28 protein-coding genes, 1 tRNA gene and 1 other RNA gene are annotated in these 25984 nt (G+C 41.9%); 9 read left to right on the top strand and 21 right to left on the bottom strand.

Annotated features, from left to right (window positions below; all coding sequences use genetic code 11):
- Nucleotides 1-1143, bottom strand: coding sequence for a cysteine desulfurase family protein (locus I6G42_RS05510; protein ID WP_038805019.1), 1143 nt, complete (start codon nucleotides 1141-1143; stop codon nucleotides 1-3).
- A 137-nt stretch (nucleotides 1144-1280) separates the two neighbouring features.
- Between I6G42_RS05510 and I6G42_RS05505 the strand changes: the two genes are divergently transcribed.
- Nucleotides 1281-1706 (top strand): DUF6556 family protein, encoded by a 426-nt coding sequence (locus I6G42_RS05505; protein WP_038805018.1) that lies wholly within the window; start codon nucleotides 1281-1283, stop codon nucleotides 1704-1706.
- Nucleotides 1707-1749: 43 nt separating this feature from the next.
- Here I6G42_RS05505 and I6G42_RS05500 read toward each other — a convergent pair whose 3' ends face one another.
- From I6G42_RS05500 to I6G42_RS05485, 4 genes are all read right to left on the bottom strand, one after another.
- Nucleotides 1750-4056, bottom strand: a complete 2307-nt coding sequence (locus tag I6G42_RS05500; protein WP_068981914.1) for a DNA translocase FtsK — start codon at nucleotides 4054-4056, stop codon at nucleotides 1750-1752.
- 86 nt (nucleotides 4057-4142) lie between these two features.
- Nucleotides 4143-6095 (bottom strand): PTS fructose transporter subunit IIABC, encoded by a 1953-nt coding sequence (locus I6G42_RS05495; RefSeq protein WP_038805016.1) that lies wholly within the window; start codon nucleotides 6093-6095, stop codon nucleotides 4143-4145.
- Entirely contained in the window at nucleotides 6092-7003 is a 912-nt protein-coding gene (pfkB, locus tag I6G42_RS05490) for a 1-phosphofructokinase (RefSeq protein WP_038805015.1), read from the bottom strand. Before pfkB ends, I6G42_RS05495 begins: the two co-directional genes overlap by 4 nt.
- Nucleotides 7000-7740 (bottom strand): DeoR/GlpR family DNA-binding transcription regulator, encoded by a 741-nt coding sequence (locus I6G42_RS05485; protein WP_038805014.1) that lies wholly within the window; start codon nucleotides 7738-7740, stop codon nucleotides 7000-7002. Before I6G42_RS05485 ends, pfkB begins: the two co-directional genes overlap by 4 nt.
- Nucleotides 7741-7901: 161 nt before the next feature.
- Between I6G42_RS05485 and I6G42_RS05480 the strand changes: the two genes are divergently transcribed.
- Nucleotides 7902-7989: transfer RNA gene (locus tag I6G42_RS05480), tRNA-Ser, on the top strand.
- Nucleotides 7990-8133: 144 nt separating this feature from the next.
- Here the strand turns inward: I6G42_RS05480 and ssrA are convergent.
- The 6 genes from ssrA to I6G42_RS05450 form a co-directional block, all read right to left on the bottom strand.
- Nucleotides 8134-8481, bottom strand: a transfer-messenger RNA (tmRNA) gene (gene ssrA / locus I6G42_RS05475).
- Between the two features lie 60 nt (nucleotides 8482-8541).
- A complete protein-coding gene (locus I6G42_RS05470; RefSeq protein ID WP_000290634.1) occupies nucleotides 8542-9177 on the bottom strand; it encodes an SGNH/GDSL hydrolase family protein in 636 nt (211 codons plus the stop codon).
- A gap of 1 nt (nucleotide 9178) precedes the next feature.
- Nucleotides 9179-10003, bottom strand: coding sequence for a Cof-type HAD-IIB family hydrolase (locus I6G42_RS05465; protein ID WP_000593352.1), 825 nt, complete (start codon nucleotides 10001-10003; stop codon nucleotides 9179-9181).
- A 278-nt stretch (nucleotides 10004-10281) separates the two neighbouring features.
- Nucleotides 10282-10791 (bottom strand): hypothetical protein, encoded by a 510-nt coding sequence (locus I6G42_RS05460; protein ID WP_001100687.1) that lies wholly within the window; start codon nucleotides 10789-10791, stop codon nucleotides 10282-10284.
- Nucleotides 10792-10847: 56 nt separating this feature from the next.
- Nucleotides 10848-11114 (bottom strand): hypothetical protein, encoded by a 267-nt coding sequence (locus I6G42_RS05455; protein WP_000570834.1) that lies wholly within the window; start codon nucleotides 11112-11114, stop codon nucleotides 10848-10850.
- 249 nt (nucleotides 11115-11363) lie between these two features.
- The gene (locus I6G42_RS05450; RefSeq protein ID WP_068981913.1) at nucleotides 11364-12683 is read right to left on the bottom strand and encodes a CapA family protein; all 1320 of its coding nucleotides are present in this window, start codon (nucleotides 12681-12683) and stop codon (nucleotides 11364-11366) included.
- Between the two features lie 155 nt (nucleotides 12684-12838).
- Between I6G42_RS05450 and def the strand changes: the two genes are divergently transcribed.
- Nucleotides 12839-13450, top strand: coding sequence for a peptide deformylase (gene def / locus I6G42_RS05445; protein ID WP_197906184.1), 612 nt, complete (start codon nucleotides 12839-12841; stop codon nucleotides 13448-13450).
- A 44-nt stretch (nucleotides 13451-13494) separates the two neighbouring features.
- The gene (rlmB, locus tag I6G42_RS05440) at nucleotides 13495-14223 is read left to right on the top strand and encodes a 23S rRNA (guanosine(2251)-2'-O)-methyltransferase RlmB (RefSeq protein ID WP_038805012.1); all 729 of its coding nucleotides are present in this window, start codon (nucleotides 13495-13497) and stop codon (nucleotides 14221-14223) included.
- Between the two features lie 36 nt (nucleotides 14224-14259).
- On the opposite strand, the gene trxB is transcribed toward rlmB, so the two are convergent.
- The 7 genes from trxB to I6G42_RS05405 all read right to left on the bottom strand — a co-directional run bounded on the left by trxB (nucleotide 14260) and on the right by I6G42_RS05405 (nucleotide 18614).
- Complete coding sequence (trxB, locus tag I6G42_RS05435) at nucleotides 14260-15171, bottom strand: thioredoxin-disulfide reductase (RefSeq protein WP_038805011.1); 912 nt, start codon at nucleotides 15169-15171, stop codon at nucleotides 14260-14262.
- A gap of 65 nt (nucleotides 15172-15236) precedes the next feature.
- The gene (locus I6G42_RS05430) at nucleotides 15237-15461 is read right to left on the bottom strand and encodes a DUF4059 family protein (protein ID WP_000926603.1); all 225 of its coding nucleotides are present in this window, start codon (nucleotides 15459-15461) and stop codon (nucleotides 15237-15239) included.
- A gap of 77 nt (nucleotides 15462-15538) precedes the next feature.
- The gene (locus I6G42_RS05425) at nucleotides 15539-16282 is read right to left on the bottom strand and encodes an amino acid ABC transporter ATP-binding protein (RefSeq protein WP_038805010.1); all 744 of its coding nucleotides are present in this window, start codon (nucleotides 16280-16282) and stop codon (nucleotides 15539-15541) included.
- A complete protein-coding gene (locus I6G42_RS05420; RefSeq protein WP_038805008.1) occupies nucleotides 16282-17082 on the bottom strand; it encodes an amino acid ABC transporter permease in 801 nt (266 codons plus the stop codon). Before I6G42_RS05420 ends, I6G42_RS05425 begins: the two co-directional genes overlap by 1 nt.
- 156 nt (nucleotides 17083-17238) lie before the next feature.
- Entirely contained in the window at nucleotides 17239-17595 is a 357-nt protein-coding gene (locus tag I6G42_RS05415) for an arsenate reductase family protein (RefSeq protein WP_038805006.1), read from the bottom strand.
- Nucleotides 17596-17607: 12 nt separating this feature from the next.
- Nucleotides 17608-18123: a methylated-DNA--[protein]-cysteine S-methyltransferase gene (locus tag I6G42_RS05410; RefSeq protein ID WP_038805005.1), complete on the bottom strand. Its 516-nt coding sequence runs from the start codon at nucleotides 18121-18123 to the stop codon at nucleotides 17608-17610.
- Nucleotides 18120-18614: a GNAT family N-acetyltransferase gene (locus tag I6G42_RS05405; protein WP_038805004.1), complete on the bottom strand. Its 495-nt coding sequence runs from the start codon at nucleotides 18612-18614 to the stop codon at nucleotides 18120-18122. The genes I6G42_RS05410 and I6G42_RS05405 overlap by 4 nt, the downstream gene beginning before the upstream one ends.
- Nucleotides 18615-18748: 134 nt before the next feature.
- On the opposite strand from I6G42_RS05405, the gene I6G42_RS05400 reads away from it, so the two are divergent.
- Entirely contained in the window at nucleotides 18749-19195 is a 447-nt protein-coding gene (locus I6G42_RS05400; RefSeq protein WP_038805003.1) for a DUF1836 domain-containing protein, read from the top strand.
- Entirely contained in the window at nucleotides 19192-19839 is a 648-nt protein-coding gene (trhA, locus tag I6G42_RS05395) for a PAQR family membrane homeostasis protein TrhA (RefSeq protein ID WP_038805002.1), read from the top strand. The genes I6G42_RS05400 and trhA overlap by 4 nt, the downstream gene beginning before the upstream one ends.
- 19 nt (nucleotides 19840-19858) lie before the next feature.
- Here trhA and pdxT read toward each other — a convergent pair whose 3' ends face one another.
- From pdxT to nox, 3 genes are all read right to left on the bottom strand, one after another.
- The gene (gene pdxT / locus I6G42_RS05390) at nucleotides 19859-20440 is read right to left on the bottom strand and encodes a pyridoxal 5'-phosphate synthase glutaminase subunit PdxT (RefSeq protein ID WP_038805001.1); all 582 of its coding nucleotides are present in this window, start codon (nucleotides 20438-20440) and stop codon (nucleotides 19859-19861) included.
- Nucleotides 20441-21316, bottom strand: a complete 876-nt coding sequence (pdxS, locus tag I6G42_RS05385; protein ID WP_000138514.1) for a pyridoxal 5'-phosphate synthase lyase subunit PdxS — start codon at nucleotides 21314-21316, stop codon at nucleotides 20441-20443. It lies immediately after the preceding gene.
- 150 nt (nucleotides 21317-21466) lie between these two features.
- Nucleotides 21467-22846, bottom strand: coding sequence for a H2O-forming NADH oxidase (gene nox, locus I6G42_RS05380; RefSeq protein WP_000036763.1), 1380 nt, complete (start codon nucleotides 22844-22846; stop codon nucleotides 21467-21469).
- A 307-nt stretch (nucleotides 22847-23153) separates the two neighbouring features.
- On the opposite strand from nox, the gene I6G42_RS05375 reads away from it, so the two are divergent.
- Genes I6G42_RS05375 through I6G42_RS05365 form a run of 3 tightly spaced genes read left to right on the top strand, consistent with a single transcriptional unit; the run spans nucleotide 23154 to nucleotide 25969 of the window.
- Nucleotides 23154-24083: an FAD:protein FMN transferase gene (locus I6G42_RS05375; RefSeq protein WP_038805636.1), complete on the top strand. Its 930-nt coding sequence runs from the start codon at nucleotides 23154-23156 to the stop codon at nucleotides 24081-24083.
- Between the two features lie 18 nt (nucleotides 24084-24101).
- Nucleotides 24102-24707, top strand: coding sequence for an NADPH-dependent FMN reductase (locus I6G42_RS05370; protein ID WP_000915935.1), 606 nt, complete (start codon nucleotides 24102-24104; stop codon nucleotides 24705-24707).
- 17 nt (nucleotides 24708-24724) lie between these two features.
- Complete coding sequence (locus I6G42_RS05365) at nucleotides 24725-25969, top strand: NAD(P)H-dependent oxidoreductase (protein ID WP_038805000.1); 1245 nt, start codon at nucleotides 24725-24727, stop codon at nucleotides 25967-25969.
- The last annotated feature ends 15 nt before the right edge of the window (nucleotides 25970-25984 follow it).

The following is a 25984-nucleotide window of genomic DNA, read 5'->3' as shown; positions in this document are numbered from 1 at the left end:
CTATCTTACTTTTCTAGTTTGATTGTAGATTAATTTTAGCTTGGTCAAAAATTGCTCGACCTGACTCATGTCATTTTCCAGGTCTAGGCTTAGGCGAACAGCTGACTGGGCCTTATCTTTGTCCACTCCCATAGCAAGCAAGGTCCCCGCAGGTTTTCCAGCCTTGGATGAACAAGCAGAGGTTGTGGAGATGAAAATATCATAGTCTTCAAAGGCGTGAACGATGACTTCTCCACGAACACCCTTAATTCCAAAAGTCAGGATATGAGGGGCAAAGTCTTCCTCATCTGAAAAGACAAAAATATCTGGATAATCCAGAAGGGCTTGACGAATGACTGCCTTCATCTGCTCTGTCTTACTAGTAAAGATATCTAACTTTTCCATAGACAAACGGAGAGCCTTGGCTGTTGCGGCAATTCCTGTCACATTTTCAGTTGTTGAGCGATAATCATGCTCTTGACCACCACCTGTCAAAAGAGGCGTAATTTTCTTACCAGACTTGATATAGACAAAGCCAACGCCTCGAACACCATGAAACTTATGACTTGAGAAGGTTGCAAAATCCACTCGATCTGTCAGATACTTTTCAGTCGGAATCTTAGCAAGTGCCTGAACCGCATCAACGTGGAAGGAAATGGTCGGCTTGTCTGCCAACAGTTCTGAGATGGTCTCAATAGGTTGAATAGACCCAATTTCGTTGTTTACTGCCATAATGGAGACGAGGGTCGTATCAGGTCGTATCAAAGCTCCTAGAGCCTCAACATCCACAAACCCTCTGCTATCAACTGGAGCAAAATCCACCTCAAAACCCTGACTTTTCAGCCAGAGGGCTGATTCCTTAACTGCTGGATGTTCAATGACTGATACGATGATGTGCTTGCCAAACTGGGCTTTTTCAAAGGCCACACCCTTGATGACCCAGTTATCCCCTTCTGTTCCACCAGAGGTAAAGAAGATTTCATCACTCTTCTTGCCAATTAAATCTGCAATTTGCTGACGGGAAGCATCTAAAATTCGTGTTGCCTGGTCTCCCAAACGATGGAGACTAGACGGATTTCCTACAATTTTTGAAGCGACCTGCATATAGGTCTCTAGAGCTTCAGGATAAGGCTTGGTCGTTGCCGAATTATCAAAGTAGATCATGTTTTCTCACGCTTTCTAAAATCACTCCTTCTATTTTATCATGAAACGAAGCTTACGACAAGAAAGGGAAGTTTCTCTTTTTTTAAGATTTTTTTAAAGAAATGAGGTATAATAAATCATAATCAAAGGAGAGTATCATGTCTAACTATCGTAGAACTTCAAAACCAAAAACAGAACACATCAAAAAGGGATTCACTGTCTTTCAAAAAACGATTGCTACCATCGGTAGTATCCTTGGTCTGATCACCGCTAGTATCACCATTATGAACGCTATGGATAATAACAAGAACAACAAAAAAGAGCCGACAACAACCCAAACAACTGTTGTCAAGGAAATTCAAAAAGAATCGCCTCAGGAAAATACTACACCTAACAAGGACAACACTTCTACTAAAGAAAATAACCCGCAAGAAGAAACTTCTCAATCCAACAAGAAAGAGGAGAAAAAAGAAGAACAGAAAACAACAACTCAGGACTCTTCTACAGCTCCTACAAACAAAGAAACAAGCGATAACGGAACACAGTCAAATACGACGAGTTCTGAAACTAAAACGAACCAGTAATCGCAAAAATAACTTCTTTCCAAATTTGGAAAGAAGCTATTTTTTATTGTTGCAATACTTTTCGCGGTTTGGTTCCTTCAGCTGGACCGATAACACCTGCCATCTCAAGTTCTTCCATAAGGCGGGTCGCACGGTTAAATCCAACCGACAAACGACGCTGAATCATGGAAGCACTGGCTTTCTGCGTCTCAATAACCAGAGCCTTGGCTTCCTCAAAGAGCGGATCGCCACCAGCTTCACCGTCTGAAAATTCTCCTTCATTTTCAGAAACTTCTCCTGGGTCAAAGCTGTCATCGTAGTCCGCATCAGCCTGAGCCTTGATGAAGTTTACGATGCGTTCAACATCATCATCCGAGATAAAGGATCCTTGCAGACGGACTGGATGATTTTCATCAATTGGTTTAAAGAGCATGTCTCCTCGACCAAGCAATTTTTCTGCTCCATTTTCATCCAATATAGTTCGTGAATCTGTACCTGAGGATACAGCAAAAGCCACACGAGACGGGACATTGGCCTTGATAAGACCAGAGATAACATCGACTGATGGGCGTTGCGTTGCGAGAATCATATGAATCCCTGCAGCACGCGCCTTCTGTCCGAGACGAATGATAGCATCTTCCACTTCCTTGCTGGCCACCATCATGAGGTCAGCCAACTCGTCTACAATGACAACAATCAAAGGAAGCGGTACTTGTTTGTACTCAGATTGGCTATTAAATTCCTCGACCTTTGCATTGTAGCCAGCGATATTTCGTACTCCAACCTTAGCGAAGAGTTCATAACGGTTTTCCATCTCATCCACGACCTTTTGGAGAGCCTTGCTGGCCTTGCGTGGATTGGTCACAACTGGAATCAAGAGGTGAGGAATGTCATTGTAAACAGATAACTCAACCATCTTTGGATCCACCATCATAAACTTGACCTGGTCGGGTCTTGCTTTCATAAGAATGCTAGCGATAATACCATTAACGGCAACCGACTTCCCTGATCCTGTCGAACCTGCAACGAGTAGGTGGGGCATCTTGGAAAGGTCAAAGGTGCGAGCAGTTCCATTGACCGCCTTCCCTAGAGGAATTTCGAGGAGATTTTCTGGTTTAGTTTGAGACTGTTCCCAGAGTTCACGGAAGGAAACGGTCGCAATTTCAGAGTTAGGAACCTCAATTCCGACTAAGGATTTACCAGGTATTGGAGCCTCAATCCGAACATCCTTGGCCGCCAGAGCAAGCGCTAAGTCGTCTGCCAGATTGGAAATGCGGTTAACCCGTACACCAACGGCTGGCTTGACTTCATATTTTGTAACAGATGGACCGATTTCAGCCCGTTCAACCGTCACCTTGATACCAAAGCTGGCAAAGGTTTCTTCTAGGATTTTGATATTTTCTCGAACAATCTTCTTTTCCTTGGACTGATCTTTGGGTTTATCTGGCGCAAAGAGTTGCAAGCTTGGCAGTTTGTATTCGAGAGCTTCTTTGGTAGAAAAATCAACCTGAACCTCTTCATCCTCAAAGTCTTCTTCCACATCTGGAACGTCAAAGTCAGCTTGAGGGAGGATAATCTCTGGTTCAATCCATTCTTCCTCAGGAATTGGTGGGAGATCGTAGACTGGTACCTCTGATAAGATTTCTCCAGTTTCAGGATCTACAGGAGGAAGCGGTAGGGCATCCTGTTCTTCTTGTTCTCTCTGAATTCTGGTTGCTTCTTCAGCTTCTTGACGAGCCTTCGCTTCTTCTCTCTTGATAAAGCGTTCTTGTTTTCTCTGTTCCTGTTTTTCCATGAAGGATCTGAACCGAGCTCCAATAAAGGTTGCAACATCATAAATAGACCAAGGACTAACCAAGAGTGCCCCAACTAGAATCAAGAGAACTCCAATAAAGTACGACCCGATATTTGAGAAAAGAAAGGCAATGGGGATATAAAGTCCAACACCAAGCAGGCCTCCACCAGCGAAGCTAGTCACCCGCATACCAGTCAGATCCGTCATAACTTGAGACAGGGTCCCTTTTAGAACTGACTGCTCCAAGCCATATTTCCATACCAAGTAGGCCTCAAAAATCAAGAGCAAGCCAGCAAAGATACAAAGAAATCCTGACAGAAGTCCCTCTTTCTTGCGTATCCATTTAAAAAGAAAAAGATAGATGAGGAGGGCACCTATAGCCACGTAGGCCAAACTTCCGACCACCAGTCGAATGAGATTATAAAGAGTAATACCTGCCGCACCAAGTTTGAGGGCTGCAATAATCAACAATAAGGCAATTCCTAAGGAAATCAGCATCCTCTGGATAGCCTGTTTTCTTTCAAGTTCTGCTTTAGACGGTCTCCGTCTTGTTTTTGTAGTATTCTTGTTTGCCATTCTTCTATTATAACATATTTCACAGTCATTTCGAACAGAGAAAAAGATTGCACCAAAGGGTACAATCTTTCTATTTTGATACTTTTTTATGCTTGCGGTTTGCGTAGGTAACCATAAACCACACCGCTTACAATTGCTCCAATCAAAACAAAGACTAGGTAAAGTAGGGCATTTGAAGTTAGAGCGATAACGAAGATTCCTCCGTGTGGCGCCATGAGTTTGATTCCTGCAAGACCAACGAGACCACCTGCTATTGCCGAACCAAGAATGAAGCTTGGGATCGCACGAGCTGGGTCAGCGGCACCAAATGGGATCGCTCCCTCAGTGATAAATGACAATCCCATGATAATATTTGTCAAACCAGAGTTACGTTCTTCTTTGGTAAATTTATCTTTAAAGAGAAGAGTTGCAACAAAGATGGCAAGCGGTGGCACCATTCCTCCAGCCATAACTGCTGCCATGGCTACAGAACCACCTGAAGAAACAGTCGCTGCAAGCGTACCTGTACCAAAGACATAAGCTGCTTTGTTAACTGGTCCACCCATGTCAACAGCCATCATTCCACCAAGAACGATACCAAGAAGGACAGCTGAACCTCCTCCAAGACCGCCTAGGAAGTCATTCATAGCAGTGTTGATTGCTGCCATTGGAATGTTAACAGCCAACATAACAAATCCTGTCAAGATTGTTCCAAGAAGTGGCAAGAGAAGGATTGATTTAGCACCTTCAAGTGAACGAGGAACTTTAACATATTTCTTGATAGCAAGAACCAAGGCACCTGCGATAAATCCACCAACAAGGGCACCTAGGAAACCAGATGAGACACCTGCAAGAGTTGAAGTTGCTTCACCACCTGCAGCATAAGGGATTTTACCAAAGGCAAAACCTTCTTTGGCAATAGCACCTGCCACGAAACCTGCTACCAAACCTGGTTTTTCAGCGATAGAGTAGGCTACATAACCTGCAAAGACTGGGAGCATCAAGCCAAAGGCAGCGCCACCAATTTTCATGAACATAGAAGCTAGTTCATGGTAGGATCCGAGATTGCCAAGATTTTCATTTGGAACACCCAAAGCTCCGTCGATCAAGAAAGCAAGGGCAATCATGATACCACCACCGATAACGAATGGTAACATTTGGGATACACCACTCATCAAGTGTTTGTAGAAGGCACCACCAAGGCTTTGTTTTTCATTAGATGCTGTTGCAGCTTTTGCTCCATTAGCAGCACGATAAACTTCAGCATCTCCTGAAAGAGCCAAGTTAATCAACTCTTCTGTCTTACGGATACCGTCTGCAACTGGACGATTGATCAATGGTTTGCCATCGAAACGATCCATCTCAACAGCCTTGTCTGCTGCGATGATAACAGCTTTAGCCTTGCGAATGTCCTCTGCAGTCAATTGATTCCCAACACCGCTGGCACCGTTGGTTTCTACCTTGATCCCAACACCCATTTCGGCGGCTACTTTTTGAAGGGCTTCTTGGGCCATGTAAGTGTGGGCAATACCTGTCGTACAAGCTGTAACAGCTACGATAAAGTCACCAGATTCATTGGCAGGTGCTTGAACAGGTTCCTCAGCTTTTTCTGAAGCTTGGTCAAAAAGTTCGATGACTTGGTCAGCTGATGTTACTTGACGAAGTTTGTCTGCAAAACCGTCTTTCATCAAGTATTGAGACAATTCTGCCAAGGCTGCCAAGTGGGTATCATTGGCACCTTCTGGAGCTGCAATCATGAAGAAGAGGTCTGTTGATTGCCCATCCAAGCTTTCGTAGTCAACACCCTTGTTTGACTTAGCAAAGAGAACCGTTGCTTCTTTGACAGCAGAGTTCTTGCTGTGAGGCATAGCGATTCCGTCACCCAAACCAGTGGAAGTGAGAGCTTCACGCGCTAAAATGCCTTCTTTAAATGTTTCAAAATCCGTCACATAACCGTGATCTACCAAGCTTTTAATCATCTCTTCGATGACAGCTGTTTTTTCAGTTGCCTGCAAATCCAGCAACATGACATCTTTTCTCAATAGGTCTTGAATTTTCATCGTTTTTCTACCTCAACTTTTTCATATGTTTCTTTAATAAATTCCGCTGTTGCCAAGTCATCCGAGAAGGTCGTTGCTGTTCCACAAGCCACTCCCCATTTGAAGGCTTCTACTGCATCTTTAGATTTTACAAACTCACCGGTAAATCCAGCAACCATAGAGTCGCCAGCTCCAACTGAATTTTTCACTGTTCCCTTGATTGGTTTAGCGAAGTAAGCTCCCTCAGATGTGACAAGAAGTGCACCGTCTCCAGCCATAGAGATGATAACGTTTTGAGCACCTTTAGCCAACAATTCTCGAGCATAGTTCTCGATTTCATCTAAACTTTCGAGTTTCACTCCAAAGATAGCTCCAAGTTCGTGATTATTTGGTTTAACCAAAAGGGGCTGGTAGGCCAAACTATCAATCAAGGTCTGTCCTTCAAAATCACAAACGACTTGCGCACCAGTCTGGCGTGTCAATGCAATCAAATCCTTATAGATAACATTGCCTAGGTTCTTAGCACTCGAACCCGCAAACACGACCGTATCATCTGCTGTCAGACTAGATAAAATAGCTTTCAATTCTTCTAGCTGAGCTGGTTCCACATTTGGACCCGTTCCGTTGATTTCCGTTTCTTGGTCTGCTTTAATTTTGACATTGATACGAGTATCTTCTGCTACTTGAACAAAACGTGTCTCGATTTCCTCTTCTGCCAAAGTATCTGTGATAAATTTACCAGTAAAGCCTCCGATAAATCCAGTCGCTGTATTTGGAATACCCAAGCGTTTCAAAACACGACTGACATTGATTCCTTTTCCACCAGCAAACTTATCATCACTGTCCATACGATTGACACTACCGACTTGGACTTGGTCCAAGCGAACGATATAGTCAATGGATGGATTGAGTGTGACTGTATAAATCATACTTCTATTACCTCCGTTTTCTTCTTAATGGCCTGCAAGAGCTCATGCCCTTGACTTGTGATGATAATGGCGCGTTTAAGTGGTGCTACCTTGGCAAAGCAAGTTTGACCAATCTTTGACGAATCCACCAAGACATAGGTTTGTTTGGCATTCTCCAAAATGGCACGTTTCACAGCTCCCTCTTCCATATCAGGAGTCGTATAATAGCCATCGTCTACACCATTCATCCCGATAAAGGCACGGTCAAAGTGCAATTGGTTAATCTGGTTAAGAGCAACGCCCCCGATACTAGCATCCGTCGCTGTCTTGACGCTTCCTCCAACCATGACCGTCGGAATCTGCTTTTCAACCAACTGAACCGCATGATGAATGGAGTTAGTCACAACTGTAATATTCTTATTAACCAATTCCTTGATTAAAAAAGCAGTTGTCGTTCCAGCATCAACAAAGATAACATCTTGTTCCTTAATAAGAGAGGCTGCTTTCTGAGCCAGTAGCTTCTTCTCTTGAAGGTTTTTGACAGATTTTTCTTGGATGGTTTCTTCTTCCTGCAAGGAGTGGGGCAATTCTGCACCACCATGCACACGGCGAAGCTTGTTTTCCGCCTCCAACTCATCCAAATCTCTTCGTACCGTTGATTCTGATGTTTCTAATAGACTAACCAATTTTTCTAGGGAAACTACATGATGTTGATTTAACTCCTCTAAAATCAGTTGCTTCCGCTCAGTTTTTAACACCAAATCACCTCCTGTTATCGTTTACACTATTCATTCTAGCACAATTTCTATCAAAGTCAAGCATTTTTTATCATTTTCTTTCAAATTCTATCATTTTTCTTATTTCCAAAATTTTTATTGCAAGATAAGTGGCTTTATGGTAGACTATTTGAGTAAGTATTGGAAGATTACTCAAGAGGCTTAAGAGGCCGTGTTGGAAACGCGGTAGGCGTGTAACAGCGTGCGTGGGTTCGAATCCCATGTCTTCCGTAGAAAAGAAAAATTATTTTTTTAGATACAACAAATGTTGTATCTTTTTTTGTATCCCTTTTTAAAAAAAGAATACCAAGGAATACCAAAGGCAAAAACAAAAAACGTTGATTTAACAACGTTTTTCCAAGGTGGGTGAAAGAATAATGGAGCCGGTGGGAGTCGAACCCACGTCCAAACACCTGCCAACATATTTGTCTACAACCATAGGTTATGTATTGTTTTAACAGTCCCTCGACACATAACTCAAGCCTAGGAACTGCGAGTCTATTAATCTCTTATCAAACCACTAGACAAGGCTTGATCGTATCTCGCTAATCATAAGACCTGTCATTGAACACGAGCAATCCAAATCGGGTCACGCCTGCTGGTTTTTAGGCAGCTAAAGCGTAAGAAGTGTTATTTTTTGCAGTTATATTTAACTGAGCGTTTACGTCGCCACACGGGTTGCAAAATATGCCTCATAATGCCTGTCGAATCCGTAACGACCCCAAAAGACGATAGAACCATTATAACCTATCTTCATGAAAAATGCAAAATCAAGCCACCTCTTTAGAAAAGAACCCCTTTTAAGGCTTCCGATAAGACTTGATAACCGGCTACACTTAGATGAAGGCCATCTGTTGTATAGTCTTTTTTGAGTTGTACTTCTGAATCTATCAAACTATCATAAACAGGCACAAAATCTACCTGCATATAGGCGGATGTTAGAGCCTCATAGGCTTGATTCCATTCTCTAATCTTTTCATTGGTTCGGATATAAACAGTCTGCTTGTATTTCTCTCCCTCATTGACTGGCAGAATAGAAAGGAGCTTTATTTGTGACAGCGGATATTCTCGGGCAATCGATTGGATTACACGCTCGAGATTATCCAAGGCTTCATTCATGGGAATATCTTTTCCAATATCATTTGTCCCAATTAAGAGAACAATCTGATCGACAGCATCACCATACAGATGTGCATCAAGGTTATCTATTAAAAGTCCAGTTTGGTAACCTCGGATGCCACGATTAACAATCGTCTTGGCAACCCCAAACAACTCTTGAAGAGGGTAATATTCCACTATCGAATCACCAATAAAGATGATATCTGGCTCTAGAACAGATACTTGATTCAATTCACGATACTTGGTTTGAATTTTTTCCTGCTCCTTTAAGAGCCAATTCTCTAATAACTGTACTGCCACCCTATCCCTCTTTCTCTAACCAATTCTCTAGAACTTGATAAACGCCCGCCTGGCTGTTAGCTGGTGCTAGGGCAGTCGCAACTGCCTTGACATTATCATCTGCATTTTCCATCGCATAGGCAATTCCAGCCAGCTCTAACATTTCGACATCATTTTCACTGTCACCAAAAGCCATGACTTGTTCCGATTGCAAATTCCAGCGCTTGAGTAATTCTTCCAATCCCCAAGCCTTGTGAACACCAGCCTGTAGGATATCGATACAACCATAACCACTGGAAACAGCTCTTACATGCCCATTAAAGAGGTCATTGATTTCCCGCAAAACAGAACTTGATCGTTCTTCACCAACGACCATGCTCATTTTAAGCACTCCACCAAAGAGATCCGATCTGAGCTCTTCAACAAAGTTTGTATGCCGATAGAGTTTTTCAATCATCTCAGGAGTCATAAATTTATCAAGTTCTGTAAAAACAGTTCCTTTCTTGACAAAACTCCCATTCATACTGGTAACGACGAACTGATCTCGACACTCTCTCCCTTTAAAATGAAGGAGAGCCTTGTCAACCATAGCATCATCCCAGGTCTGAGCTTGAAGTAATGTATCATACTCAAATATACGAGCGCCGTTAGCAACAACCAAGATCACTCGACTCGCCAAGTGTTCTAATAATTGCCTCATTCGATGAACCTCATTTCCCGTCGCAATGACAAAACGGATACCTCGTTCATCTAATTGGTCTAAAATCTTTTCTAAACGTGGCAAGTCCAGTTGCCCTCTTGGATCCAACAAGGTTCCATCCATATCTGTTGCAATGAGTTTTATCATACAATTAGCTCCTTTTTATTATTAGGGCTGTGCAAAGGGCATTTAGGGTGTGCATCTTTTAACGATTTAGGCAACCCCCATCATTTCTCATCTCTGTTAATCCTTTATATTATATCATAAAATGAATGTCTCATTCCATTCATAAAAACAGTCAGATCATATTTCTATGACCTGACCGTTTTTGAAGTGGACTTCTACTTTATCTTTTGTGTGTATGACCATTTTTTCCACTAATGTGTTGAAGAGTTTTTCATTAAATGCCGTGATCATGTATTGTTTTATAGATAAATCCTATTTCTCGAATCTCTCACTGCTGCTATTCCTTTAGTGAAATACTTATATTCTGTTTGTTGAGTGATAAATTCATCATCAAATTCAAAAGATTTTTCGCTTATATATTCATAAGTAATTAAAACAGCTTCTCCTGATTTTATTAATAAAGGAAATTTAGCATCATTGACATAATTATTCATAGAAGTATCAATTACATTGATTAATTTCTTATCTATAAATTTAACATTTTTACCTGTAAGAAACTTTTGATTCCCTTCCTTAGTTGTAAACTTTCCAAATCCACATTCTTTTATAATTATGGGAACATCACCCATGTTTTCCAATGTAATTACAAACTCCAGCATCTTCTTATCCAGATACTGAGAGAATGTACTACTTACTAATAATTTTCTTGATTTAGGTCTTAATATTTGCCATAAAGCTACAATAACGGCTCCAATTGTCCCTACAGCAGATAATGCTGTCCAAAATAATTCAGAACATATTACATTCATATATAAGCTACCTCCATGTGTATTGTAACTCTTATTATACTACTAAATACCTATTTCTAAAACCTATCAAACTCATCTAACCATTCATCAATGGTTGGAGGAATAGTTTTATCTGCGTGATACGCCATAATACATGCCACATTCTCAAAAATCTCTAAATCTTCAATCTCAAAACTTTGTTCGTTGACTTTAAATGATTTTTCTAGTTTAGCTAAATCTTTAAAAATATCACGCTTGAACTTGATACGATACAAACGTGGAATGGTAGCTGATGATTTGAACTTCACTTCTTTGTCGTTAACTGTTACTGTTTTTTCAATCATAAGCTACGTCCTAACGTGACGGTGTATTCGCAGCTTGTTCCTGTGGAAGATAAACTGCCTTATACCAATTCTTTTAACGTTTTAAATTTCATCTTCTGCGAATCAAATTATTTCATTCGCACCAAATTTCACCTTAACTCTAACTCTCTTTATTCCAAGGAATTTCTTGCTTCTATTGTATTATCCATTTAATCTCTATTTCTGTTGCAATTAATTTAATCGTCATCCTATCTCCTTTAGGGTGAGCACCTACCACTTCAATCCCACATGTTCATTCATTTCTTTATAGGCCGTGTCAATTCGTTCCTTGGTCGCCTCATCCAACTTATCACGGTGACTGCCTCCCTCAATGAAGTCCTCTAGGATATAGGTCTGATAGAGGAAGAGCGGATAGCCTTCTGGGGAGTAAGTTCCTTTGGGTGTTCGATTGACCCAAGTAGGATGCGCTTTGGCAGTTTCAATCCTAGTCTTGCCATCTTTCTTCTTAATGGTCACATCCATGAGAACACCGCGCTCCGTCCACTTGGCATTTTCCTCATCTTGCATGGTTTCAATGCGCTGGTTTGAAAGGAAATTTCCCATGGAATAGATGATCAATTTTTTGTCACCATCCTTTTCAACTGTTTCAGCAGGTTCAACGACGTGAGGATGCCCTCCAAAGATAATATCGGCTCCCCAGTCAATCATCTTGTGGTACAGTGTTTTCTGTTCTTCCGTCGGTTCTAGCTGGTACTCAATTCCCATCTGAGGCATGATGACAGTAATATCCGCTTCCTTCTCTGCACGCTCGATTTCCGCCTTCATCTTATCTTCATTCAGGTCAGAAAGATAGCGATTATAGTCCTCTTGAGAGATATACTGCTCAATGCCATTAAAACCGTAGGAATAGGCCAGGAGAGCTACCTTGATACCATTGACTTCCTTGATGACTATAGGGGCTTGGTCACGGGATTCATGTGAGTAGACTCCGATGGGTGTCATTCCAGCCTTTTCAATAGCCTGAGCCGTTGAAACCACTCCCTCTATCTGAGAATCCAAGATGTGATTGTGAGCCAAGTCTAGAACTTGATAGCCTGCATCTTTGATCGCATCCATGACTTCTCCGGGTGCATTAAACAATGGATAACCTGCCAAATAGTGGTCCTTGTTCACAGTTCCTTCAAAGTCACCAATTACCAAATCCGCTTGTTTGAGCCAGGGTTTTACATACTCAAAATTTTCATAGAAATCATAGGTCCCATCTTCTTTTAGAGCTGTTCGGTAGATGGGAATATGGTAGAGAAGGTCTCCATTTGCCATGATACGGGCTGTCGTTTCGTCAGACTGATTTTCCTTGGACTGACTAGACGTCCGAGCAGAATCAAGAGTTTGACTTCTAGGACTCGTTCCCTTACTACCTTGTACTGCTCGAACCAGCAAGTTCAATCCCATGGACAAGGCAACTGCAAGCAACAACACAATAATAAACTGAGCATTGGTCCAAGATTTATAATTCCTAAAAAAACCAATACTACTCTTCAACAATCCAAAAATAGGACCATGAGACCGTCTATCTTGCCGCTTTTCCATCTGTATTCCCCCCTTGCTTTTACTGCAAGTCTTTTCTTTTATTATACCACAGACAAAAGGGGAATATCGTTTATTATATTATTTTTTAGAAACTTCTGCGACTTTCTTTCTCGTCTATTTTGTGTTATCATGTAGAGGTAATGAAAGGAGAGAAAATGTCTGCTATAGAACGTATTACAAAAGCTGCTCACTTAATTGATATGAAAGATATTATCCGTAAGGGGAACCCAACTCTACGTGCAGTTGCTGAGGAGGTCACTTTCCCACTGTCTGACCAGGAAATCATCCTTGGAGAAAAGATGATGCAATTCCTCAAACATTCCCAAGATCCTGTCATGGCTGAAAAGATGGGGCTACGCGGTGGGGTTGGACTGGCTGCTCCTCAGTTAGATATCTCAAAACGCATTATCACTGTTTTAGTACCAAATATTGTTGAAGAAGGTGAAACTCCTCAGGAAGCCTACGACCTGCAAGCTATTATGTACAATCCCAAAATCGTATCCCACTCTGTTCAGGACGCTGCTCTTGGCGAAGGAGAAGGTTGCCTGTCTGTTGATCGTGTAGTTCCGGGCTATGTCGTTCGTCATGCTCGTGTAACGATTGACTATTTTGATAAGGATGGAGAAAAACACCGCCTCAAACTCAAAGGCTACAACTCAATCGTTGTCCAACACGAAATTGATCATCTAAACGGAATCATGTTTTACGATCGTATCAATGAAAAAGACCCATTTGCTGTCAAAGATGGACTACTCATCCTTGAATAAAGAAAATCCCGTTGCAAAACGGGGTTTTGTGTTATAATAGAGGCATGAAAACAAATGATATTGTCTATGGCGTCCACGCCGTTACAGAAGCCCTCCTTGCAAACACTGGAAACAAACTCTACCTCCAAGAAGATCTAAGGGGAAAGAATGTTGAGAAAGTCAAGAAACTGGCTGCTGAGAAAAAAGTCTCCATCTCTTGGACCTCAAAAAAATCCCTCTCTGAAATGACCGAAGGCGCTGTCCACCAAGGTTTTGTTCTACGAGTCTCTGAATTTGCCTATAGCGAGCTGGATCACATCCTTGCAAAAACACGACAAGAAGAAAATCCACTTCTATTGATTCTAGACGGGCTAACTGACCCCCATAATCTGGGTTCTATCTTGCGAACAGCCGATGCGACCAATGTTTCAGGTGTCATCATTCCCAAGCACCGTGCTGTCGGAGTGACTCCTGTCGTTGCCAAAACGGCCACAGGTGCTATTGAGCATGTACCGATTGCGCGAGTGACCAACCTCAGTCAAACCCTAGATAAACTCAAGGATGAAGGATTTTGGACCTTTGGAACGGATATGAACGGTACTCCTTACCACAAGTGGAATACAAAAGGGAAAATCGCCCTCATCATCGGAAATGAAGGAAAAGGCATCTCTAGCAATATCAAAAAACAGGTCGATGAGATGATTACCATTCCGATGAATGGACATGTTCAAAGCCTCAATGCCAGTGTTGCTGCGGCTATTCTCATGTACGAAGTTTTCCGAAACCGACTATAAAAAAGTTTCCAATCAATTGATTGGAAACTTTTTTGCTTAACTATGTTCTGTGATAAATTTATAGGCTTCTTGACCAGCGATAGCCCCATCTCCAACTGCTGTTGTTACTTGACGAAGATCTTTCTGACGAACATCTCCAACCGCAAAGATACCATCAACTGCAGTCTTCATGTGGTTATCTGTTAGGATCCAGCCTGCCTGGTCTTGGATATTCAAATCCTTAACAAAATCGCTAACAGGATCCAAACCAACATAAATAAAGACACCACCGAAGGCTTGCTCTGTCACTTGACCTGTTTTTACATTTTCAAATACGACAGATTCTACTCGGTTTTCACCTTTGATTTCCTTGACGACAGAATCCCAGATAAAGTTGACTTTCTCATTTGCAAAAGCACGGTCTTGCAAAACCTTTTGAGCACGAAGTTCATCCCGACGGTGAACAATGGTAACAGTCTTGGCAAAGCGAGTCAAGAAGAGAGCTTCTTCTACCGCTGAATCTCCACCACCAACTACAAGCAAGTCTTGGTCACGGAAGAAAGCTCCATCACAGACTGCACAGTAAGAAACACCACGACTGTTCAGTTCTTCTTCTCCGGGAACACCCAAGAGACGGTGTTTTGACCCAGTTGCCACGATGACAGTACGGGTTTCGTAAACTTGATCATCAGTGATCACCTTCTTATAGTCAGCACAGTCTTCAATCTTTTCGACAAATCCATAAAGGTGCTCTACTCCAAGGTTTTCAAGTGGTTCAAACATCTTCTCAGCCAATTCAGGTCCACTGATGTTGGCATAACCTGGATAGTTTTCAATGTCAGATGTGTTATTCATTTGCCCGCCTGGCAGGCCACCTTCTATCAAAGCCACTTTCAGATTGCTTCGAGCGGCATATAAGGCAGCGGTCATTCCCGCAGGTCCAGCACCGATAATAATCGTATCGTACATTTCGATTCCTTCTTTCTTGTTGTAACTATCTTTATTCTAACTCATTCTTGCTAGTCACGCAAGAATTATGCCTTGAAAACCAAGAGCAAACTCATGACGGCAAAGGATAACACCGGAACGACCAAAACTCCAATCATAATCATATCATAGAGATGAGCTTGGCGAGCCTTGGCTGTCTTATCCACACCAGACATGGCTCTCAATCCAATCCAAATCCCCAGAAAAATCACAACTAGGATGGTCGTTAAGATCAAACTCTCGAAGTATAAAGAAAACAGTTGCAGCAGCATGATCTCTCTCGTTTCTATCTTTTTTAAAGAGTAAACTCAGCTAGTCCAACTAACTGAGTTTTCCTTTTTCTATTATATCAAATATAAGTCCGTTTGTAACTAGCGAAGAATTCTTTTGTCCGTTCTTCTTTCGGATGATTGATGATTTCATCCGGTGTACCTGACTCGATGATTTTCCCCTTATCTAGGAACAAAATCTTGTCTGCCACTTGGGCTACAAAAGACATGTCATGACTGACCAAAATCATAGTTTGACCTGACTTGGCAGCGTCTGCAATAGACTTCTCTACTTCACCGACCAATTCTGGGTCAAGGGCTGAAGTGGGCTCGTCCAAGAGCAAGACATCTGGCTTCATAGCGAGAGCACGCGCAAGGGCAACCCGTTGCTTTTGTCCACCTGATAAGTGGCGAGGGTAATGGTTTTCACGGTCAGAAAGTCCAACCTTGGCCAACTCTTCCTTAGCGATTTTTGTTGCTTCCTCGTCCGATAATTTTTTAACGACAACCAAACCTTCCTTGACATTGTCAAGAGCAGTTCGACGTTCAAACAAATTAAACTGTTGAAAAACCATGGACAACTTGCGACGAAGGGTTAGGATTTCTTCTTGGCTAATCTGAGAAAAATCAACTTTAAAATTGTCAATCTGAATCGTTCCACTATCTGGAGTTTCAAGGTAGTTCAAACTACGAAGAAAAGTTGATTTCCCAGCTCCAGATGAACCAATCAAGGCCACTACCTCTCCTTTTTGGATATCCAAGTCCAGATGATCCAAGACAGTCTGACCTGAAAAGGATTTGCTTAAATTCGAAATCTTAATCATTAACGAAGGTCTCCTTTCACATCTGTAGACACTGTATCCGGCGCTGAGATAGCCATTTTCTTCTCGATGAAACGACCGAGGCTTTCAATTCCGATATTGACTACCCAATAAACAAGGGCTACGGAGATGAAACGCTCAAAGTAACGATAATCTGCTCCACCCAAAATCTGAGCTTGAGCAAAGACCTCCACAACACCTGCGCTAAAGGCTAGAGAAGTTCCCTTGGTCAAGCCGATGAGGGAGTTAATCAAAGTCGGTGTCGCTACCACCGCTGCATTTGGAATAATCACACGACGATAAACTTGTGCTCGTGTCATGCCCAGACTGCGTGCCGCCTCAATCTCACCAGGATTAACTGAGAGAATCGCTGCACGAATCGTTTCACTTGCATAAGCAGCCTCATTAAAAGCAAAGGCCACAATCGCAAAAAGCGCTGCTGGAATCGCATTGATATTAAAACCAGTTCCCCATTGTTGATTGAGTGCTTTCAGAGCAAGTGGAATCCCGTAGTAGGTCAACATGAGCTGAACCAAAATCGGTGTCCCTTTTAAAAAGCTAACGAAAAAGGCCTGCAAGGGATATAGAATCTTAACACGATTGATTTTAACAATGGCGAAAACCAAGGCCAGCACCAAGCCAAAAATCGCACCTCCAAGCGTCAACATCAAGGTTGTAGGCAGTTGTTGGACAATCCTTGGAATTCCATCAAAGACCGAACGCAAACTAAAGAGCTTACCATCCGGAATGAGTTGCATCAAACTTTGGTACCAATCTGATGCTAAAAATGTTGTAACAGTCATAAAAACATCCTCTCCTGATAATGATTCATTCTATCATACTTCTGCTCGCAAGCAAATTATTTGCTACGGGCTGATCAGACTTTGTCTATCTTCTAGTTTATCACACTTTAAAACAGGGAGGCTATATATTTTACCTATCAAGGAGATAGATAAAAACTATCTCAAACCTAAGTCCTCATAGGGTTTTCTATAGCCAATTTGTTTAACAGCACCATTCTCCACCAAAATTGGACGTTTCAATAACATGCCATCACTCGCTAGAAGCTTGGCTGCTTCTTGTTTTGACAAACTTCCCACCTTATCTTTTAGGCCCAGTTCGCGGTACTTAATCCCGCTAGTATTGAAAAATTGTTTCACTTCAAAACCGGATGTTTCTAACCAGTTCAAAATCACGTCTTCACTTGGTGTTTCTTCTACGATGTGGACATCTTGGTATTCCAGTCCAAGTTGATCCAATTCATTTTTTGCTTTCTTACAAGTTGAACATTTTGGGTATTCAATAAATTCTAACATCTTCTTTTCTTTCTATTTTTTATTTTCTTGAAATGCTACACCTTCATGTTGCAAGAGCCAGGCTTTCTTTTCGACTCCCGATGCATAGCCTGTCAAGCGATTGCCTGATCCCAGCACACGGTGACAGGGTACGAGGATGGACCAAGGATTACGCCCCACTGCTCCGCCAATCGCTTGAGCAGAAGCCACTTGCAGATCTTGAGCTATTTGTCCGTAAGTTACTGTTTGACCATAAGGAATGCTCTGTAAGTAAGCCCAGACTCGCTTTTCAAAATCCGTTCCAATGGGAGCCAGAGGCAAGGAAGACAAATCTTGAGCACATCCATCAAAGTAAGTATCTAAATAGGAAATAACCTGGTCTAGGACAGGATGTTTCTTAACTACTTCTATACTATCTCCAGCGATTCCCCTCTCAAAATGCTTCTGGTCCTGTACCCAAATTCCATACAGATATTGCTTGTCAGCAACTAAGGATAAGGTTCCAATTGGCGACGGGTAGAGCATTTTTGCGTACTTATTCTGCTTCATTTTTTTAATTTCTGATAGGCCAAACGTTCCCCATCAACCGGAACCTTACCAACCTGTTGAAAACCTAGCTTTTCAAAGATATGCTGCATGGGCTTGTTTTCAGCATGCGTATCTGAACGAAAATCTAGATAATCAAAACCTTCAATCAAGCCTTCTAGGAACGTCTGAGCAACACCTTGTCCTTGTACATCTGCTGCCACAGCGATACGATGAAAGACCAGGTATTCTGATTCTCCTCCTTGCCAACTTCCTTCATAAATGGCTTCATAGGATTTCTCTGGGCTCTTGGTCACAGCAGCATAGGCTAGTAGTTCTCCTTCTTCCAAGGCCACATAGGCTTGGCCTGAGATGATATCATCAATAATGATATCTGCATTTGGATAGCCATTTTGCCACTGGTCACTACCAGACTCAGCTAAGCACTTTTGGGCATCCTCCATCACCTGCATAATCGCATCCACTTCGTTTGGAAAAGCTAAACGAATCTTCATCTTTTCCCCTCATTTCTAACTATTTTCTCTCATCATAGCATAATTTAAAACTTTCTACAAGCAGTTGAAACTTGACTTTTGTCTTTTATTATTTTATAATCTAGTTATCAAAACTAGATAAAAAGGAGTTCGAAATGAATTCTAACTTTTCCTACCCAAAATGGGAAGACATTCCAAACATTGACCTCTATCTGGATCAGGTTTTACTTTATGTCAATCAAGTCTGCGCCCCTATCTCTCCAGATAAGGACAAGGGTCTAACAGCATCCATGGTCAATAATTATGTCAAACATGGTTACCTAACAAAGCCAGATAAGAAAAAATACCAACGCAAACAAATTGCCCGTTTGATTGCCATCACTACTCTCAAGTCTGTCTTTTCGATCCAAGAAATCGCTCACACACTCAATACTCTACAAAGTCAGGCAAGTTCAGACCAGCTCTACGACGCTTTTGTGGACTATATGAACCATGGGATTGATCCAGAAAATCCTATTATCCAAACCAGCTGTCAAACGGTTAAACTCTATCATCAAACTCTAGACTTAATCCTTATCAAAGAAGAGGAGGAAATCCAATGAATACCAGTCTAAAACTCAGTAAAAAACTCAGTTTTGGAGAGGAGATTGCTAATAGCGTAACCCATGCTGTGGGTGCCGTTATCATGCTCATCTTACTCCCCATCTCATCCACCTATAGTTATGAAGCACACGGATTTTTATCATCTTTTGGTGTTTCTATCTTTGTTATCAGTCTATTTCTCATGTTCCTCTCGTCAACCATTTACCACTCTATGGCCTATGGTTCGACCCACAAATACGTCTTGCGAATCATCGACCATTCTATGATTTACGTGGCTATCGCAGGCTCTTATACGCCGGTCGTATTGACTTTGATGAATAACTGGTTTGGCTATCTGATCATTGCCATTCAGTGGGGAACGACCATCTTTGGCATCCTCTATAAAATCTTTGCTAAAAAGGTCAATGAGAAATTCAGCCTTGCTCTTTATTTGATCATGGGCTGGTTGGTTCTGGCTATCATTCCTGCCATTATCAGTCAAACAACGCCAATTTTCTGGGGTCTCATGGTAACTGGCGGACTCTGTTACACAGTTGGAGCTGGATTTTACGCTAAGAAAAAGCCTTATTTCCATATGATTTGGCATCTCTTTATCCTAGCTGCGTCTGCACTTCAGTACATTGCCATTGTTTATTACATGTAAAAAAGTTGAGAATCTTTTCTCAACTTTTTTGTTTACACATATTGATAAAATACTGATGCAAGCGCACATCATCTGTCAATTCTGGATGAAAAGAGGTTACCAGCATATTCAGTTCTTGCGCAGCAACGATTTGATCGTCTACTGTTGCTAGAATTTCTACACCTTCTCCAAAACTGCTGATAATCGGTCCACGAATAAAGGTCATGGGAATCTGACCGACTCCCTTACATTCTGCTTCCGTATAGAAACTTCCCAGTTGGCGCCCATAGGCATTGCGCTCTACTACTATGTCCATAGTCGCTAGATGGCTTTCTTCCTGAGAAGTGATTTCCTTAGCCAGCAAAATCAAACCCGCACAGGTTCCAAAAACGGGAAGGCCAGAAAGAATGGCTTCTCGAATGGGAATCAGCATGTCCTGGTCACGCAAGAGCTTGCCCATGGTTGTAGACTCACCACCAGGTAATATCAAACCCGCCAAGTCACTCTGATATTGTTGAAAATCCTCTAAATTTCTGATTTCGACACTAACAACACCTAACTTTTCTAGCACTTTTGCATGTTCTGCAAAGGCACCTTGCAAGGCTAATATTCCGATTTTCATCTATTTTCCTCGCTCTGCCATGAGAATTTGGATTTCATTCTCATTGATACCAACCATGGCTTCCCCTAGGTCTTCAGAGATTTGAGCCAGAATTTGAGGATTTTGGTAGTTGGTTACGGCTTTGACAATAGCACTTGCTCGTTTAACAGGATCTCCTGACTTGAAAATACCTGAACCGACAAAGACGCCCTCTGCCCCCAGTTGCATCATCAAGGCCGCATCTGCTGGCGTTGCAACGCCTCCAGCTGCAAAGTTTACAACCGGCAATTTTCCATGTTCATGGACATACTGAACCAATTCAATAGGGACTTGCAAGTCCTTAGCAGCTACGTAGAGCTCATCTTCACGTAGATTTTGAATACGACGAATTTCCTGATTCATCATGCGCATATGGCGAACGGCTTGAACAATGTCTCCTGTCCCCGGTTCTCCTTTGGTACGAATCATAGAAGCTCCTTCAGCGATACGACGCAAGGCTTCACCCAAATCCTTAGCTCCACAGACAAAAGGAACTTGGAATTCTTTCTTGTCCACATGGAAACGGTCGTCAGCTGGAGACAGCACTTCACTCTCATCGATATAGTCAATCTCAATAGCCTCTAAAATCTGAGCTTCAACAAAATGCCCGATTCTGACCTTGGCCATCACTGGAATGCTGACCGCTTCTTGGATTTCCTTAATCATCTTTGGGTCGCTCATACGGGAAACTCCACCAGCTGCACGAATATCAGCTGGAATCCGCTCCAAGGCCATAACAGCTGCCGCACCGGCAGCCTCTGCGATACGAGCCTGTTCAGGGTTCTGAACGTCCATGATAACCCCACCTTTGAGCATCTGTGCCAAGTTTTTATTTAGTTCATAACGATTTTCAGTCATTTCTTAATCCTCATCATTTGTATTGGTAGCTACCATTTTATTTTATGTCAGATTAGAATGAAGTACAAGATAGAAAAACTACAATTGTCTGGGTACAAAAGTATAAAAAACTACCTGACCTTCAGTTGAGGCCAGATAGTTCATCCATTTCTATTTTTCAGCTGTAAGTGCAGCCATTGTGATGTAGTTGTATGGTTTGTTAAAGTGTGGCAAGAAGAATAGGTCTGTCAATGCCAACTTGTCAATTGTCACATGCTCTTGGATAGCAAGTGAGAACATATGGATTCCCATACCGATTGATGAGTCATGAGATACCATTTGCGCACCAAGGATTTCACGGCTGTCTTTGTCAAAGACAATCTTGATGGCAACTTCGTGGTTGTCATGTTTGATAAATTCTGGTTTTTGAAGATCGTTAAAGCCTGTTTCAGTTGCGTTGTAACCAGCAGCTTTAGCTTTTTCAAGAGTCAAACCAGTCGAAACCATGTGAAGACCGTAGATAGAGATACCGTTTGATCCTTGAACTCCGATTCCTTCCAATTCATGACCACAAGCGTTATAAGCACCAACAATACCAGTACGTACAGCGTTAGATGCAAGCGCGATGTAGCTAGTGTCTTTACGAGCGTTATCATAAACAGTCGCACAGTCACCTACTGCATAAACACCTGGGATTGAAGTTTCTTGTTTCTTGTCTACAAGGAAGGCACCGTTGCGGAAGAGTTCAATCTTACCATCAGCAAGAGCTGTGTTAGGACGGAAACCAACTGCAAGAACAACCATGTCCACATCAAATGTTTCTTTGTCTGTTACCAAGCGTTCTACTTTGCCGTCACCTTGGATTGCTTTAACAGTTTGACCAAGAGCCAAGCGGATGTTGTGGTCTTCCAAGTTCTTCGCCATCATTTGAGTGAAGTCTTTGTCGTAATAGCCGTTCAAAACAGTGTCTACGATGTCAACAAGTACAACTTCTTTTCCAAGACGCTCGAAAGCTTCAGCAAGCTCAACACCGATGTAACCACCACCAACAACGGCAATGCGCTCAAGGTGTTTGCTCTTGTCTTCAAGTTTTTCAATAACTTCTTCAGCGTTTTGGTACAATTTAACAAATTGTACATTTTCAAGAGTTGCTTTGAATTCGCGGTTGCCCTTAACGATTTCAACACCTTCGATTGGAGGCAAGATTGGAGTTGAACCAGTTGCAAAGATCAATTTATCATAAGACTCTTTGTGTTCTTTACCTTCAACTTCTGCTGTCACAACTTTGTTATCGTAGTCAATTGAAAGAACTGGTGAGTTCATGTAAACTTTAGCACCTTTTGCTTCCAATTTTTCTTTATCAGAGTAGAAGAGACCTTCTGGGCCATCAATTTGTTCCCCAATCCAAAGCGCCATTCCACAACCAAGGAATGAAATATTTGAGTTTTGGTCAAATACAACGATTTCATTTTCATGTCCAAAGTTGTCCAACATAGTGTTGATACATGCTGTACCAGCGTGGTTAGCACCAACTACAACGATTTTACTCATAGAAAAATTCCTACCTTTAATTTTTGATTTACCTTTCTAGTATATCATTTACTGTTAGCGTTTACAAGGCATTTGCTCAGAATTCTCTTTTTTTCAGAAAAAAATACACTTAACATTGATAAATCTAATTTTTCTATCGTTTTCATATTAATTCTGAGCATATTTCTTGACTTTTTGTCAAAATTTATTTGTGAAAACGCTGACTTTATGATATGCTAGATACATGGAAAGAAAATGTAAGGGGTTTAATTTTTCTTTAACGACCTTATATTGAATGATTTCCTATAAAGAGAAAGGAGCTGGTAGCTTGCCTCTTCATTCACGTTCTGAACGGCTAATGGGAACAACGATCACGATTTCATTAGTAGATGAACAGGCTGATTGCCTACTTCAAGGAGCCTTTGATTTGCTCAAGGAACTCGAATACCGCTTTAACGCCAACAGTCAAGAATCCGAACTGATGGAAATCAACTACCAGGCTGGAATCAAACCTGTTAAGGTTCATCCTGACCTGTTTGAACTGATTGCTCTAGGGTTAGAACATAGTCTAGCTCCATCTAGCCATCTAAATATCAGTATTGGTCCCTTGATTCAAACCTGGCGAATCGGATTTGCAGATGCACGGCTTCCAGACTCCAAAGAAATCGAAGCTGTCTTGCCACTAGTTGACCCGCATTTTATCAAGTTGGATCCGACTAGCTCTACTGTCTTTTTAGAGAAGAAAGGAATGAAGCTTGATTTAGGTTGTTTAGCTAAGGGCTATAGTGCAGATAAGGTTGCCCAGTATTTGAAAGAACACGGTGTCACCTCTGCCTTGATCAATCTCGGAGGAAATATCCTCACCATCGGGAACAATCAAGTCAAAGACGGGAAAGCCTGGCAGATTGGGATTCAAGATCCGCGAAATCCTCGTGGCAATCATCTCCTAACTATCCCTGCTTCTAACAAATCCGTTGTCACTTCAGGTATCTATGAACGCCACCTGACAGTAGATGGAAAAGACTATCACCATATCTTTGATAGTGAGACAGGATTCCCTGTCGAAACCGATCTCGCTAGCCTAACGATTATCTCTGATAAATCCGTTGATGGTGAGATTTGGACAACTCGCCTATTCGGAGAGCGAAGCGCTTCTATCCTCTGGCAAGTCGAAAGTATAGATGGTATTGAAGCCATCCTCATCGACAAAGAAGGACGCCTTGCATGTTCTTCAGGCCTTCAAAATTGTATTATGTAAAAAGAGAAAGGAAATCTCATGCTAAAACTTATTGCCATTGTTGGAACGAACTCTAAACGTTCTACAAACCGCCAATTGCTCCAATACATGCAAAAACACTTTGCTGATAAAGCTGAAATTGAACTCGTTGAAATCAAGGATATCCCTGTTTTCAACAAACCAGCAGATAAGCAACTTCCAGCTGAAATTCTTGAGATTGCAGCTAAAATTGAAGAGGCTGATGGTGTGATTATCGGTACTCCTGAGTACGACCACTCTATCCCTGCAGTTTTGATGAGCGCTCTTGCTTGGCTATCTTACGGTATCTACCCACTTTTGAACAAACCAATCATGATCACTGGTGCTTCCTACGGTACACTTGGTTCATCTCGTGCCCAATTGCAACTTCGTCAAATCTTGAACGCTCCTGAAATCAAGGCAAATGTTCTACCAGATGAATTCTTGCTCTCACACTCTCTTCAAGCATTTAACCCAAGTGGTGACTTGGTTGATCTTGACGTCATCAAGAAATTGGATGCCATCTTTGATGACTTCCGTATCTTCGTGAAGATTACTGAGAAATTGCGCAATGCACAAGAATTGCTTCGCAAAGATGCAGAAGAATTTGACTGGGAAAATTTGTAAGATAGGAGACCGAAAGAATGAAATTTGTTGGACTTGTTGGATCAAACTACGATCAATCATATAACCGCAAACTCTTGGAATTTATTCGTCGCAATTTCAAATTCAAATTTGAATTAGAAGTCCTTGAAATCGACGAAGTTCCAATGTTTAACCAAGACGAAAAATGGGACGAAAGCTTCCAATTGCGTTTCTTGTATAACAAGATTACACGTGCTGATGGTGTTATTATCGCTACTCCTGAGCACAACCACACTATCTCAGCTTCACTTAAATCTGTACTCGAATGGCTTTCATACGAAGTTCATCCATTTGAAAACAAGCCTGTTATGATTGTGGGTGCATCATACTATGACCAAGGAACATCACGTGCCCAAGTTCACCTTCGTAAAATCCTTGATGCTCCAGGTGTCAATGCCTACACGCTTCCAGGTAACGAATTCCTTCTTGGTAAAGCTAAGGAAGCTTTTGATAACAACGGAAATATCACCAACGAAGGAACTGTTAAATTCCTTGAAACTTGCTTAGATAACTTTGTAAAATACGTAGGAGTCGTTTCGAAATTGAAAAAACCAAAACCAATCGAACCAGAAGACTTGGATTGTGGAAAACCAATTGCTACAACCATTACTGAAGTTGATCCTGACGATCCAGAATGGGTAGAAAAAGTTGCAGCAATCACTGGCGCTGTTTCTGGTGATACCTATGTCAAATTGGACCACGGTATCTTGACAGTTAATCAAATTGATATGTTCTTGAAAGCTATGCCATTTGAATTGACATACGCTGACGACAACAACCAATTCCTATACTACAACAACGCTCACCAAGATCCAGACACCATGTTTGCCAAACGTGTGCCACCTCAATCAGGTAGCCGTATGTCGACTGTTCATAATTCTCTTCCACCAGCACGTATGAAGAACGTGGAGTGGGTTATCGGAACACTTCGCAACGGAAACCAAGAATACGTCCGTACTATCGTTCCAGGTTCTCCTACAGGTGTCATCAACACCCACAACTACCAAGCGATGTACTATCCTGACGGATCATACGCTGGTATCAATGAAATCGTGTTTAACTTCCAACCATGGCTTGACTGGTACCTAAAAGAAACTGGTCAACGTTTGGTAGGTGGTAGCGGACCATTTGCTCCAGCTGCTGGAGGTCATGGAGACGCCGATGCTACTTCTGGCGCTTCTGATTCAGGGGATGCTGGAGGCCACGGTGGTGACGCTGACGCTACTTCTGGCGCAAGCAACTAAGAAACCAAAAAGGAG

Source organism: Streptococcus oralis (assembly GCF_016028255.1).
In the GTDB taxonomy this organism is placed as follows: domain Bacteria; phylum Bacillota; class Bacilli; order Lactobacillales; family Streptococcaceae; genus Streptococcus; species Streptococcus oralis_AC.
This window is presented reverse-complemented; position numbering and strand designations above follow the sequence as displayed.